We start from the raw sequence: 13,543 nt of genomic DNA, 5'->3' as shown, positions 1-13,543 counted from the left end.
CGGCATGGCGTGCGGCGGCGGCGGGGCGGCCGGCGGCATCGACATTGGTGAAGATGACCGCGTCGCCGGCGTGCGGGGCGATGGTCAGTCCATGATCCGGAAACACCGTCTCGCCGCCGGTGAAGCCGTCGTTCAGATAGACCAGAACGGTCGTCACCCGCTGGTTGCGGGTTTGTGGCAGGATATCGGAATGCAGGCGGAACTGCTGCCCCGGCTGGTAGCGCAACACCGTCAGCGCTTCGCCGGCGCCGATCGGCGTCCGGCTGGCCGCGGCAAGCCGGTGGTTGATCGCGCGGATCACCGGGTCCTCGCGCAAGGGGCCGATCACCGCGGCATCGGAGGTGCGGATCGGGTGCGGTACGCTGCGCCCGGTGCGCGGATCGACGACAAAGGCGGGGGCAAGCAGGTCGGCCGCGCTGTTGGCGATATGCGCGCATTCCGCCGGGGTGAGCAGGCTCGGAACGCGCGCGACACTGCCATCGGGCGTCAGGGATTCGATCGGCGGCAGGTGACGGGGGGCACCCCCGGCGTCGAGCGTCATCGCGTCGAGCAGGTGGAGCAGCGCGGCAGCATCCCGGTCGCTTTCGGCGGCCGTGCGCAGCAGGGCCATCGATCCCGACCAGTCCGCCGGCGCGCCGGTGCCATTGGCGGCAAGGGTGATCTCCATCAGGCGGGCCTCGCGGTGTCCGCCCGCGACCGCACGCCGCAGGTCGGCACGAGCCCTGGGGAGGTCGCGCGGTAGCGGCTGGCCGACCAGATGCCAGAATGCCCGCTGGAACAATGCACCGGCATGGCCGGTGGCGGCGGCGCGGTCGATCGCGGCAATCGCCTCGTTCTGTTGGCCGGCGGCGAGCAGGGTCTGGGCGGCGGCAATCGGGTCCTGGTGCATGTGGCTCATCCTGCACGAAAAAGGGCCGGTGGAAACCACCGGCCCTTCCTATTCGACGATTAGATCTCGGTGCCTCAGAAGCGAGCGGTGATGCCCGCGTAGAAGCGACGACCGACGTTGTCGAAGATGCCGCTGCCTTCGCCGATACCGGTCGAGCCGAGCGGCGGCAGACGATCGGTGATGTTGTCGATACCGAAGTAGAAGTCGGTCCGCTCGGTCACGTTGATGCCGAACTTCGCGCCGATGTAGAGGACATCCGGATAGAACTGGATGTCGAAATCGTCGAGGTTCTGCGGCGGACGACCCTGTACCGTCTCGGTGTTCTCGATCGCACCCACCGACTGCTTCGACAGGTAGCGGAACGAGGTGTTCACATAGACCGGGCCGAAGTCGGCATTGATGAACGCCGAAACCTGATGCTTCGGATAGCCCAGTTCCCCGTTCAGACGGTTCGCGAAGCCCGGCTGCACCGGGTTCAGGAAGCTGTCGTTCTGCAGGATGTGGGTGTAGATCACCGTCGCGTTCATGCGGACGTCGCCGATGCGGCGGTTATACCCGACCTGATAGTCGATACCGCGCACCTGCAGCTTGGCGTAGTTCAGCGGGATGGTCAGCAGGCTGCCCTCCACGATGCGGAACGCCTGCTCGCCGTTCGGACCGGTCTGACCGGCGGCGACACGGGTGAACTGCGAACAGAACTGGTTACCCTCGATCGTCGGCGAGTCGTAGCACGCGTTGACCAGGTTCTGTGCGCTCGGCGACGTGATGACGTCGTTCACCTTGATGTTGTAGTAATCGACCGAGAGCAGCAGGCCCGGTGCGAAACGCGGCTGAACGACCGCGCCATAGGTGTAGGAGTCGGACTTTTCCGCGTTTAGATTTTCGTTGCCGCCGCTCAGCGTTTCCAGCGACTGCGCGTACTGGAAGTTGTAGCCGGTGGGGATACCGGCGGCGGCGCAGTTGGCGGCGCGGAACTGCGTGCCACGGGCCAGATTGTCCGCCGAGCAGGGGTCGAGGAAGCCCGGCGCGAAGTTCTGGCCGGCGGCCGAGAACTGCTCGCTCAGGTTAGGAGCGCGCACCGCCCGGCCGTAATTGGCACGGAAGCGGATATCCTCGATCGGTGCCCATTCACCGCGCAGGTTGTAGCTGTAAACGGTGCCGGCCGAACCCTTATAGTCGGACACGCGGCCCGAGGCGCCCAGGGTCACTTCCTTGGTCAGGAAGGTGTCCTTGAGCAGCGGAACGCGAAGCTCGCCGAACGCTTCCTTCACCTCGAACGCGGGCGGATCGAACGGCGCCAGTGCGTTATAGAAGGTGTAGCCCTGCTCGACAAAAGGATCGGCGCGGAACTCGTTCGTTTCACGGCGATATTCGCCGCCGATCGAGAAGCCGATGCCGCCGCCCGGCAGGTTGAAGAACGCCGAGGTGTCACCTGCGACGACGCCCAGAATGTCGAGCTGCGTGATCTTGCCCTGCGAGGTGGTGTCGCGCAGCACATAGTTGCGGGCGGCGTCCGAGATGCTGCCCGTGCCGAACGGATTGATCGGCTGACAGGCGGCGATGTCGGCGGCCAGGTTGGCGGCGTTGCCGCCCAAATCCGCACCGGTGCCGTTTGCACGGGTCGGGTCAAGGCGTGCGCCGCAGACGATCTGGCCGGTGGTCGGATCGCGAACCGCGTCGAGGCCCAGCGACAGACGCTGCACGTCGACGTTGCCGAGAACGCGGGTCTTCTCCTTGAACTCGCCGTAGTTGACGGAGAATTCATAGTTCAGGTTCTGCGCGAAGTCGCCGCGTACGCCGCCAACGATGCGGAAGGTCTCACGCGTTGCTTCCTCGGCGCGCGAACCCAGATCGGTCAGGTTCTTGCGCAGGATGAAGCGGTAGGCGCCCGAGTTGATCTGGTCGCGCAGCGTAGCCTGCTGGGCTGCGGTCAGCGCGGCGCCGGTGCCGGGGTTGAGGCCGTTGTTGACCGAAGCCAGCGCCTGCGCCGTCAGCGTGGCGCGTGCATCCGAACTGAGGAACGGATTGTCGAGGCGCGGACGCTCGTACAGAGCATCGATGGTGCTGCCCGTGAAGAAGGCCGGACCCGAACCGCCAAGCGAGACCGACTCAGTGCGGACATACTTCGCCTCGATGAACGGCACGAAGGCGTCGGAGATGTCGAAGTGGCCGATCAGGTTGGCGGCATAACGGTCGAGGCGCGGAAGCAACTGGACCAGCACGCCTTCGCGACGGGTGTTGCCGTTGCCACCGATATAGCTGACGCCGGCGGGGCTGGCCGAGGGCGCGGTGGCCGAACCCTGCGCTACACCGACCGCGCTGCCCGTCTGCGCGGCGAGCGTGCCGCCTGGCTGGAACAGGTAGTTGCAGGTGAAGGCGCGGCCGAGGCCGTCGCGGCCGCAGCGGGCGGGGGTGTTGGCGCCAGGGGCCGCGCCGGCGAAGGAGACGAGGCCGCCGTCGGAGAAGGTGCCGACGCGAATGTCGCGGAAGAAGGTCGCGTCGGGGCGGCCGTCAAAGTTCAGGTTGCCGTTAACGCCGGCGCCGGCGGCATCGACGTTGGTCGTGATGAAGCCGTCGGTCTGGCGATATTGACGGCGGTCGGACGCGAACAGATCCTCGGAATGGGTGTATTCCAGGTTGACCGCGATGTTGCCGCGACCCTCGGCGAAGTTCTTGCCGGCGGTCGCGCTGATGAAGTAGCTGCCCGCGTCGCTCTCGTCGGTCACGCCGCCCTGCGCGCGAAGCTGCAGGCCCTCGAAGTTGTTCTTCAGGCGGAAGTTGACGACGCCCGCGATCGCGTCCGAACCGTACACGGCCGAATTGCCGCCGGTGACGAGGTCGACCGCTTCGACCAGATCGGTCGGGATCGTGTTCACGTCGACCGATACGGCGTTGTTCAGGATGTCCGCGCCGACATGGCGGCGGCCGTTGACCAGCACCAGCGTACGCGAGGTACCCAGGCCGCGCAGGTCGAGCAGGTTGAGGCCGCCGGTGCCCAGGAAGCGGGTCGAGTTCGACTGGCTGTAGGTGCTCTGGAGCTGCGGCAGGTCGTTCAGCACGTCACCGATCGAGGTGCGCGCCGTCTGCGTCAGCTGCTGCACCGAAATGGTGGTGACCGGAACGGCCGAAATCTCGTTTGGCGTGCGAATGCGCGACCCGGTGATGACGATCTCGCCGCTACGGTCGGCGCCGGAATTCACGCGCGTGTCGGCGTCGTTCGTTTCGATTTCGGTCGCCGCGTCGGCTTCGGGCGTGGTGCCGGTGGTGGTCTGGGCGAGCGCGAACGGGCTCAGGAAAAGAGTACCCGCCAGTGCGGTCGCGCCAAGAAGGCGATGCAGATTCATGGATGTCCCCCAACGGGCGAGGATGCCCGTTGGGAGCAAGGAAGAATCTAAGCGACTCAAACGCAATCAAAAATAGTTACACGCTGAAAAAATCGGTCAGCGGTGTTGCAGCAACGTTACATTGTTGTAATTTAAATGCTAATTCTTACATAGTAAAACAATGTAATTATTTTTCATTCCGTTACCGTTCCACGCACATCGCGATGCCCATGCCGCCGCCGATGCACAGCGTGGCGAGCCCCTTTTTCGCATCGCGCTTCTGCATTTCGTACAGCAGAGTCGTCAGCACCCGGGCGCCCGATGCGCCGATCGGATGGCCGATCGCGATCGCCCCGCCATTGACGTTGACCTTGTCCGCATCCCAGCCGAGCTCCTTGCCGACCGACAGCGCCTGGGCGGCAAAGGCTTCGTTCGCTTCGATGAGATCCAGGTCGCCGACCGTCCAGCCGGCCTTTTCGAGCGCGCGGCGGGTGGCGGGAACCGGGCCGATGCCCATGACCGAGGGATCGACCCCGGCGGACGCCCAGCTCTTGATCGTCGCCAGCACGGGCGTGCCGCGCTTCTCGGCTTCCTCGCGGCTCATGATGACCAGCGCGGCGGCGCCGTCGTTCAGGCCGCTGGCATTGGCGGCGGTGACGGTGCCGTCCTTCTTGAACGCAGGGCGGACGCCCGACACGCTGTCCTCGGTCACGCCGGCGCGGATATATTCGTCGTCGGCGACCACCGTGTCGCCCTTGCGACCCTTGATCGTGACGGGCGCGATCTCGTCCTTGAAGCGGCCGTCGGCGCGGGCCTTTTCGGCCAGGTTCTGCGAGCGGACCGAAAAGGCGTCCTGCTCGCCGCGGGTCACCTGATACTGCTCGGCCAGATTCTCGGCGGTGATGCCCATGTGATAGCCGTTGAAGACATCGGTCAGGCCGTCATGCACCATGGTGTCGACCAGGCTGACCGCCCCCATCTTGGTGCCGCCCCGCATCGTCTGTGCGTGGGGCGAGAGCGACATGGACTCCTGGCCGCCCGCGACAACGATCGTCGCGTCGCCCGTCGCCACCGCCTGCGCCGCCAGCGCCACCGCGCGCAGGCCCGATCCGCAGACCTGGTTCACGCCCCAGGCCGGAACCTCCTTGGGAATGCCCGCCGCCATCGACGCCTGTCGTGCCGGGTTCTGCCCCTGCGCCGCGGTGAGCACCTGACCCAGAATCACCTCGGACACCTCCTCGCCCTTTACGCCCGCCTGCTCCAGCGCGGCCTCGATGGCGATGCGGCCCAGTTCGTGCGCCGGCGTGGTGGCAAAGGCGCCCAGAAAGCTGCCCACGGGGGTGCGCTTGGCGGCGGTAATCACGATCTCGGTCATGGATACTCCTCTCGTTCCGGTTCTATGTATGCCGTGGCAGTGCCTCGATCCAGTCGGCAAGCGGGGACCATAAATCGCCCATCGCCCGGCGGCCGACCACCATGCCGACATGGCCCGCCGCCGACACGCGGCGATCGGGCAGCCCTGCGGCGGTGGCGGCGGGAACGATACGATCGGTCGATGACACGAATTCGACGGTTGGGCAGTCGATCTGGCCAAGGGTGACATTTGCGCCGCCCACGCGCCACACGCCGCGACCGGGCTGGTCTTCGCCCACCATCGCCTCAAACAGTTGACGCCCGAAGGCATAGGGAAGGGGCGGGCCGGCATTGGCCCAGTCCTCCAGCCGGATAAATGCCTGCGCCGCTTCGCTGCGGGGAGCGAGATCGGCGAAGGCGGCATATTTATTTATCGTGCGTACTGGGTCGATCTGCCAGAAGCCGGCCTGCAACGCCTCCATGGGTACCAGGCCCAACGTCTGCGCCACGGCATGCGTCGCGGACCACTGCGCCTGCATCGCGCGTGCGGCCTCGCCATAGCCGGAAAAGTGCCACGGCGCGGCGATGGTCGCGAGTCCCGCCACCTTCGTGCGCGCCGCCGCCGCCATCGCCAGCGTGCCACCGAGACAATATCCGACCAGCACCGGCGGCGACGGCAGCTGTGCGATCAGCGGGATCAGGATGCGTTCGACATGCGCGGTCACGTCCATGTCGCGGTCGCTTCGTTGCGGCGTGCCCCAGTCGAGCAGCCAGCAGCGATGGCCCCGCCGGGCCAGCCAGCGGACCAGCGACGTTTCGCGCGACAGATCCAGGATGGCCGGCGGGTTGATGAGGGAAGGGACGAACAGCACCTGTCGGCCATCGTCCGGACCCGCGCCGCGGAGCCGGGCCCGACCCTGGCGGCGCCGGGCGGGCAGCGGGCGCTGCGGTCGAAGCCGGGGCGCCTCCTGAAAGGCACGCAGGCCCGCAAGCGCCCTGGCCTGCCGCTCCGGCTCTGCTGCGGTTTCGCTGCGCAGCAACGCCAGGAACAAGGGTAAAGGCCTAGGTCCGTGTTGCGGTGCGAAATCTATGGCGTTAGGGTTCGGCATGTTCTTGTAAATGGGGAGGGAGCATGAAGAAGGGCCTGGCACCCGACGGTATCGTGATCATCAAGAAATACGCGAACCGGCGGCTCTACAATACCGAAACATCGTCCTACATCACGCTGGAGCATCTGGCGGCGATGACGCGTGAAGGACGCGACTTCAAGGTGGTCGACGCCAAGACGGACGACGATATCACGCACAATGTGCTGACCCAGATCATCATGGAGGAGGAGAGCCGCGGGCAGACGATGCTGCCGGTCAGCTTCCTGCGTCAGTTGATCTCGATGTATGGCGATTCGATGCAGGCGGTGGTCCCCGGCTATCTGGAAGCGTCGATGGACAGTTTCCGCCGGAACCAGGAACAGTTCAAGTCCGCGGTCGAGGGGGCATTCGCACATACCCCGTTCGCCGACATCGCCAAGCGCAACCTGGCGATGTTCGAGGCGGCGGCGCAAGGCTTCAAGCCGCCGGTGGCGGCGGCGCCGGCGCCGGCACCCGCACCGGCTGGCAACAAGGACGAGGAACTGGCCGCGCTGAAGGCGGAACTGGCCAGCCTGAAGGACAAGATCGAGAAACTGGGCTGACGCCTGCCCGCCCTTCCTCGTCACGGAGGGAGGGCGCCGGCACCCGTTGAACCCCAACCGTTGAACCCAGCCCGTTGAACCCGGGCTGCCGTACCTCCATATGCGCCGCCATGAGCGGGAATGAGAACGCCATGCCGGTCTGGCATGGCACCACGATTTGTTCGGTCCGACGCGGTGGTCGGGTGGTGATAGGCGGGGACGGCCAGGTCTCGATGGGCCAGACGGTGATGAAGCCCAACGCCCGCAAGGTGCGGCGACTGGGCGACGGCTCCGTCATCGGCGGGTTTGCCGGCGCGACGGCGGACGCCTTTACGCTGTTCGAGCGGCTGGAAGCCAAGCTGGAGCGGCATAACGGCCATCTGATGCGTGCCGCGGTCGAACTGGCCAAGGACTGGCGCACCGACAAGTTTCTTCGCAACCTGGAGGCGATGATGATCGTCGCCGACAAGGAGGCGACGCTGATCCTGACCGGCAATGGCGATGTGCTGGAGCCGGAAGGTGGCATCTGCGCGATCGGCTCCGGCGGTAATTATGCGCTCGCCGCGGCACGGGCGCTGTCTGACTATGAACAGGACGCCGAGATGATCGTGCGCAAGGCGATGGGCATCGCGGCCGAGGTGTGCGTGTACACCAACGATCGCCTGACCCTGGAAGCGCTGGACGCGGTCGCCTGAAGCATTTTGTGGCCCGGTTGCGGCCTTTTCCTTCCCCAGCCTCTCCCGCGCATGGGAGAGGAGCGAGTATAGAATGAACGACCAACTGACCCCCAAGGCGATCGTCGCGGCGCTGGACGCGCACATCATCGGCCAGACCGAGGCCAAGCGTGCCGTTGCGGTGGCCCTGCGCAACCGCTGGCGCCGGCAGCGGCTGGGTGCCGATCTGCGCGACGAGGTGACGCCCAAGAACATCCTGATGATCGGGCCCACCGGCTGCGGCAAGACCGAAATCTCCCGGCGTTTGGCGAAGTTGGCGGATGCGCCGTTCGTGAAGGTGGAGGCGACCAAGTTCACCGAGGTCGGGTATGTCGGGCGCGATGTGGAGCAGATCGCGCGTGATCTGGTCGAGGAGGCGATCCGACTGGAGAAGGAGCGTCGTCGCGCCGCGGTGAAGGACAAGGCGGAGGAGGCGGCGCTCAACCGTCTGCTCGATGCGCTGGTCGGCAAGGATTCGAGCCAGGCGACACGCGAGGCGTTCCGCCAGCGCTTTCGTGACGGGCATCTGGATCAAACCGAGATCGAGATCGAGCTGGAACAGGCGCCCTCCATGCCGTTCGAGCTGCCCGGCGGGGCGCCGCAGATGATCAACCTGTCCGAGATGATGGGCAAGGCATTCGGCGGCGGCCAGCAACTGAAGCGGCGCAAGCTGACCGTGCAGGCGGCCTGGGAGAAGCTGGTCGAGGAAGAGGCCGACAAGCGGCTGGACCAAGACGACGTAAACCGCACCGCGCTGGCGGACGCGGAGGCCAACGGCATCGTCTTCCTGGACGAGATCGACAAGATCGCGGTCAGCGACGTGCGCGGCGGATCGGTCAGCCGTGAAGGCGTGCAGCGCGACCTGTTGCCGCTGATCGAAGGGACGACGGTCGCCACCAAATACGGGCCGATGAAGACGGACCATATCCTGTTCATCGCGTCGGGCGCATTCCACGTCGCCAAGCCCAGCGACCTGCTGCCCGAGTTGCAGGGGCGCCTGCCGATTCGGGTCGAGCTGAAGGCGCTGACCGAGGCCGATTTCGTGTCGATCCTGTCGGACACCAAGGCGTCGCTGCCGGCGCAGTACAAGGCGCTGATCGCGACCGAGGGGGTCGAGGTGAACTTCACGGAGGAAGGGATTGCCGCGGTTGCGCGCATCGCCGCGGAGGTGAATGGCGAGGTGGAGAATATCGGCGCCCGCCGCCTGCAGACGGTGATGGAGAAGCTGCTGGAGGAAGTGAGCTTCGAGGCGGAGGACCGTCAGGGCGAGACGCTGACCGTCGATGCGGCCTATGTGGAGAAGCAACTGGCGGCCGTTGCCCGCAATACCGACCTCAGCCGGTTCGTGTTGTAAGCCAGGAAATTGGCACGGTCGGCCAGGCCGTGCCTATTTCTTCACCCGGTCATAGGGCGTGAAGGCGTCGAACCGGCAAAAGGCGGAGGGGATCGATACGCCCGGTTCCAGCACGCGGAAACGATCGTTGCGGCATAGCTGACTGCCGTACCGGATCATGATCAGCGTGGTTAGCGGGCGCAGCGCCGGGCAGGCGCCGATCGGCGAGGTCTTCCATGTCCGGCTGCCGCGCTGATACAGGATCGTCTTGTTGTCGACGATGATCGGGCCGCTGCCGACCGTGCTGGTGTCGATGCAGTTGACCGGCTTTCCTGCCACACGCCCGGCCAGCGGATCCTTTGCCGCCGCGCCGAGTGCCAGCGGCAGGGCCAGCGTGATGACGAGGCCGACGCCGCGCATCACTTGGCCCGCCGATAAGGGGTGAACTCCCCAAAGCTGCAACTGCCGGTGAAGAAGCCGGATACCCGGTCCACGGTCTGCGCGATGTCGCCGGCGCATAGCTGGCCAATGGGGGTGCGCGTCACCAATATGTCATTGCGGCCATTGGTGCTGAGGCTTTCGCACCCCCCTTGCGTCTGGCTGACATATTTCAGGCTGCGGCTGACCGTGTAGACGATGGTCGGGCCATAGGCGCGTACCTGGCGGGAGGGGAATTGCGGCATGCAGTTGCGCGGCTGGTCCGGGGTCAGGCCCTGCAGCGCCTTGGCAAGCTGCGTCCGCTCGGTCGCGGCGCGTTCGGCTTGCGCCTCCTGCTGCGCGGCGGTGGGGGCACAGGCGGCCGCCATGCCGAGAAGCGGGAGCAGGCTGATCAATCTCACCTTGAAAACTCCGTCTATCCCGTACGCCCGATATCAACCGCTGAAAGCGTCTTTGGCTGCACGGTGGCGTGCCAATTCCTCCGGATCCACCGACCGTAGAAAGGGGTTCGTCGCGCGTTCCAGGCCAATCGTGGTCGGCACGGTTGCCTCACCGGCGGCGCGCATCGCATCCACCGTGGCCATCCGCTCGACGATCGCAAGATTGTCCGGCTCGGCAACCCGCGCATAGCGGCCGTTGCCTTGCGTATATTCGTGCCCGCAATAGACGCGCGTGTCGTCGGGCAACCGGGCATAACGGCGCATGTTGCCGTGCATCTGCTCGGCGGTGCCCTCAAACAAGCGGCCGCATCCCATGGCGAACAGCGTATCGCCGGTGAAGATCGCGGCGTCATCCTCCAGATGGAAGGCGATATGGCCGGCGGTATGCCCCGGCACCTCCCATATCCGTGCGGTGGTGTCGCCGACGCGCACGGTGTCGCCCTCCGCCAGCAACGTATCGAGCCCAACGATCTTCGCGGTTTCCGCCGCGGGGCCGAAAAGCCGGGCGCCCGCCGCCTTCAACTCGGCATTGCCGCCGGTGTGATCGGGGTGCCAGTGGGTCGTCCACACCTGCCCGATCGCCCATCCGCGCGCCGCGGCGGCGGCCAGCACGGGTGCCGCCTCGCCCGGATCGACCACCACCGTTTCCCCCGCATCGTGCACCAGCCAGGCGTAATTGTCGCCGAGCACGGGAACGCGGACGATCTCCACCATCACCAGCTTCCGGTGTTGGGCATCGAGGCCCAGGGCTCCGCCGGCGCCTTGGGCTCGCCGGCCTGAAGCAGTTCGATCGAGATGCCGTCGGGCGTCTTCACGAACGCCATGTGGCCGTCGCGCGGCGGGCGATTGATCGTCACGCCGGCATCGGCCAGCCGCTGGCAGGTGTCGTACACGTCATCGACGCGGTAGGCGAGGTGGCCGAAATTACGGCCGCCGGTATAGTCTTCGGGGTCCCAGTTGTGGGTCAGCTCCACCTCGACCCGGCGGTCGCCGATCGCCTGATCATCCTTGCTCGCCAGGAAGATCAGCGTGAACCGGCCCTGTTCATTGTCGATGCGCCGCACCTCCTCCAGCCCCAGCAGGGCGAAGAAACGGATCGTCGCATCAGGGTCGGCGACCCGGATCATGGTGTGGAGGTACTTGGTCATGCAACAACTCCATTGATCTGCATCAGCCACCGTTCAGGAAGCGGCGCGCAGCATGTGCCGCGGCTATATGGGAGGTGGGACGGTGATGGAAAGCCGGGGAATGGCAGTGCGTTCGGGACTGGTGCCGGCGGCGGCGCTGGTGGCGGTCGGGTTGATCGTCGGCGGCTATCTGCTGGGTGACGGATTGACCCGCGCGCGCCACGCCGACCGCTCGGTCACGGTGCGCGGGCTGGCGGAGCGCAACGTGACGGCGGATCTGGCGGTGTGGACGCTGAACTATTCAGAACAGGGTACCGATGCCGCGCAGGTACAGGCGGCGATCGACCGCGATACGCAGACGATCCGCGCCTTCTTCACGCAACTGGGCTTTCCCGCCGACGCGCTGACCGCGGCGGGGGCGGGCGCGAACCAGAATTACATGAACGGCGTGCAGACGGTGACGATCAACCAGCGGCTGCAACTGCGCACCACCGACATCGCGCGCGCCAGGCGGGCGGTGGCGCGGCAGTTCGATCTGGTCCGGCAGGGCGTGGTGCTGCAGGAAGGGTCGGGTATCTCCTACAGCTTCACCAGGCTCAACGCGATCAAGCCGGCGATGGTGGCGGAGGCGACCCGCGATGCCCGCGCGGCGGCCGAGCAGTTCGCCAAGGACAGCGATACCGGTGTGGGTGGGATCAAGAGCGCCAGCCAGGGCTATTTCTCGATCGAGGCGCGGGACGGCGAGCAATCCGGGTACGGCGTGGCGGATACGCCGCTGAAGAAGGTGCGGGTGGTGACGACGGTGGATTTCTACCTGGACTGACAGGCTTCGGGTTTGCTTCCGCCATGCATCAATCCTGATCCGTCCGCCCTTCGCCCTACCGCGTCACCGCCGAAGGGATCGGGCCGAACTGTACCAGCGCGGCGCGTGCGCTGATCCCGGCCGGGCTGGTGGGCGCGACCCGCATCGCCGCGGTCCAGGCGGCGCGGGCGCCGGCCTCGTCCCCGTCGCTGGCGGCGATGTTGCCGGCCTCAAGCTGTACCGAGGCGTCGTCGCTCGATCGTTCTAGGGCCTGGGCGATATCGGCCTTGGCGCGGGGCAGGTCGCCCATCCGCCGTGCCAGCGTCGCCGACAGCAGCCAGGCGAGCGGGTCCTGTGGCGCATTGGTCAGGGCGGCGTTCAGGTCGGTGCGGGCGCCAGCCAGATTTCCTTCCGCCACCAGCACGCGGGCATGGTCCAGTTGCGCCTCGCCCAGATCCAGTCCGGTCAGCGTACCGGCGGCAAGGGCGCGGTCCAGCGCCGCCTTTGCCTTTGCCGTATCGCCGCCGGCCAGCCAGGCATTGCCGGCCTGCGCCCAATAGCCGGCGGCGCGGTCGCGGCCCGCCAGGCCCGCCGCCTGCTCGAACGCCTGCGCCGCCCCGGCCCAGTTCTTGCCCGCCGCCAGCGCCAGGCCGCGGCACTGCGTCGCCGCGGCGCGCGCCGCCGGGGTCGCGTCCTTCGGCTCGGTCGCGCAGGACGCGCCGGCTTGGGTGGCGAGGGCGAGCAGCAGGGGCAGGATCATAAGCGGGCCAGAACATCCTCGACGGCGCGGACGAGAAGGGCGATGTCCTCCTCCCGCGACAACCGGTGGTCGCCGTCCTTGACGAGCAGCGTCTGCACATCGGCTGAACGGATCAACTCGGCCAGCCGCACGGTACGCTGCCACGGGACGTCCCTGTCCTGCTGGCCTTGCAGGAAGCGGACCGGGCCGTCGAAGGCGATCTCGCCGAACATCAGACGATTGGCCTCCCCCGACGACCAGAAGTTGCGGGTGTAGAGCGTCGGTTCGGGTCCATAGGGATTGGCGCGGGTGATACGGCCCTGCTGCAACAGCGCCATCTTCTCCTCCATGGTGAAGCCCCAGTCGGTGAAGTCGGGGGCGGGGGCGATGCCGACCAGCGCCTTGACCCGGTCGCCCCGTGCCCTGGCGGCGAGCAGCATCAGCCAACCGCCCATCGACGAGCCGACCAGCACCACCGGTCCTTCCACCACATCGTCCAGCATCGCGCAGACATCGTCACGCCAGTCGGCCAGCGACTGATCCTCGAACGCGCCTTCGGACTGGCCGCATCCACCATAGTCGAAGCGCAGAAAGGCGCGGCCCTGCGCGCGCGCCCATGCCTCCAGCGCGAGCGCCTTGGACCCCTGCATATCCGAGGCATAGCCCGGCAGGAACAGGATGGTGGGGCCGGTCCCGGGCGTGTGGTGATAAGCGAGG

14 protein-coding genes are annotated in these 13,543 nt (G+C 66.7%); 4 read left to right on the top strand and 10 right to left on the bottom strand.

Annotated elements, in window-relative coordinates; all coding sequences use genetic code 11:
- The 4 genes from Q0U08_RS11180 to Q0U08_RS11165 all read right to left on the bottom strand — a co-directional run.
- A partial coding sequence (locus Q0U08_RS11180) for a 2OG-Fe(II) oxygenase (RefSeq protein ID WP_298091515.1) occupies positions 1-889 on the bottom strand: 889 nt, incomplete at its 3' end.
- Positions 890-963: 74 nt separating this feature from the next.
- A complete protein-coding gene (locus Q0U08_RS11175) occupies positions 964-4,233 on the bottom strand; it encodes a TonB-dependent receptor (RefSeq protein ID WP_298091514.1) in 3,270 nt (1,089 codons plus the stop codon).
- Between the two features lie 181 nt (positions 4,234-4,414).
- Positions 4,415-5,587, bottom strand: a complete 1,173-nt coding sequence (locus Q0U08_RS11170) for an acetyl-CoA C-acetyltransferase (protein WP_298091513.1) — start codon at positions 5,585-5,587, stop codon at positions 4,415-4,417.
- Positions 5,588-5,609: 22 nt separating this feature from the next.
- Positions 5,610-6,617 (bottom strand): alpha/beta fold hydrolase, encoded by a 1,008-nt coding sequence (locus Q0U08_RS11165; RefSeq protein ID WP_298091512.1) that lies wholly within the window; start codon positions 6,615-6,617, stop codon positions 5,610-5,612.
- 80 nt (positions 6,618-6,697) lie between these two features.
- Here Q0U08_RS11165 and phaR point away from each other — a divergent pair, with 80 nt between their 5' ends.
- The 3 genes from phaR (at position 6,698) to hslU (ending at position 9,301) form a co-directional block, all read left to right on the top strand.
- Positions 6,698-7,255 carry a polyhydroxyalkanoate synthesis repressor PhaR gene (gene phaR / locus Q0U08_RS11160; protein WP_298091511.1) on the top strand — a complete coding sequence of 186 codons (558 nt, stop codon included), beginning with the start codon at positions 6,698-6,700 and terminating at the stop codon, positions 7,253-7,255.
- 131 nt (positions 7,256-7,386) lie between these two features.
- Positions 7,387-7,929 carry an ATP-dependent protease subunit HslV gene (gene hslV / locus Q0U08_RS11155; RefSeq protein ID WP_298091510.1) on the top strand — a complete coding sequence of 181 codons (543 nt, stop codon included), beginning with the start codon at positions 7,387-7,389 and terminating at the stop codon, positions 7,927-7,929.
- A 73-nt stretch (positions 7,930-8,002) separates the two neighbouring features.
- Entirely contained in the window at positions 8,003-9,301 is a 1,299-nt protein-coding gene (hslU, locus tag Q0U08_RS11150; RefSeq protein ID WP_298091509.1) for an ATP-dependent protease ATPase subunit HslU, read from the top strand.
- 33 nt (positions 9,302-9,334) lie between these two features.
- On the opposite strand, the gene Q0U08_RS11145 is transcribed toward hslU, so the two are convergent.
- From Q0U08_RS11145 to Q0U08_RS11130, 4 genes are read right to left on the bottom strand one after another with little or no spacing between them, the layout of a single operon-like run.
- Positions 9,335-9,700 (bottom strand): hypothetical protein, encoded by a 366-nt coding sequence (locus tag Q0U08_RS11145; protein ID WP_298091508.1) that lies wholly within the window; start codon positions 9,698-9,700, stop codon positions 9,335-9,337.
- Positions 9,700-10,119: a hypothetical protein gene (locus tag Q0U08_RS11140; protein ID WP_298091507.1), complete on the bottom strand. Its 420-nt coding sequence runs from the start codon at positions 10,117-10,119 to the stop codon at positions 9,700-9,702. The genes Q0U08_RS11145 and Q0U08_RS11140 overlap by 1 nt, the downstream gene beginning before the upstream one ends.
- Positions 10,120-10,152: 33 nt before the next feature.
- Entirely contained in the window at positions 10,153-10,872 is a 720-nt protein-coding gene (gene gloB / locus Q0U08_RS11135; protein ID WP_298091506.1) for a hydroxyacylglutathione hydrolase, read from the bottom strand.
- On the bottom strand, positions 10,872-11,306 hold the full coding sequence (locus Q0U08_RS11130; protein ID WP_298091505.1) for a VOC family protein: 435 nt from the start codon (positions 11,304-11,306) through the stop codon (positions 10,872-10,874). Before Q0U08_RS11130 ends, gloB begins: the two co-directional genes overlap by 1 nt.
- Positions 11,307-11,406: 100 nt before the next feature.
- On the opposite strand from Q0U08_RS11130, the gene Q0U08_RS11125 reads away from it, so the two are divergent.
- Positions 11,407-12,108, top strand: a complete 702-nt coding sequence (locus Q0U08_RS11125) for an SIMPL domain-containing protein (protein WP_298091504.1) — start codon at positions 11,407-11,409, stop codon at positions 12,106-12,108.
- Positions 12,109-12,163: 55 nt separating this feature from the next.
- Here the strand turns inward: Q0U08_RS11125 and Q0U08_RS11120 are convergent, their stop codons facing one another.
- The gene (locus Q0U08_RS11120) at positions 12,164-12,847 is read right to left on the bottom strand and encodes a tetratricopeptide repeat protein (protein ID WP_298091503.1); all 684 of its coding nucleotides are present in this window, start codon (positions 12,845-12,847) and stop codon (positions 12,164-12,166) included.
- On the bottom strand, positions 12,844-13,543 hold a 700-nt coding region (locus tag Q0U08_RS11115; RefSeq protein WP_298091502.1), incomplete at its 5' end, for an alpha/beta hydrolase. The genes Q0U08_RS11115 and Q0U08_RS11120, both read right to left, overlap by 4 nt.

Origin of the sequence: uncultured Sphingomonas sp. (genome assembly GCF_946477935.1) — a bacterium.
GTDB lineage: Bacteria > Pseudomonadota > Alphaproteobacteria > Sphingomonadales > Sphingomonadaceae > Sphingomonas.
Note: the sequence above shows the minus strand (reverse complement) of the source record. Positions and strands in the feature narration are given on the sequence as shown.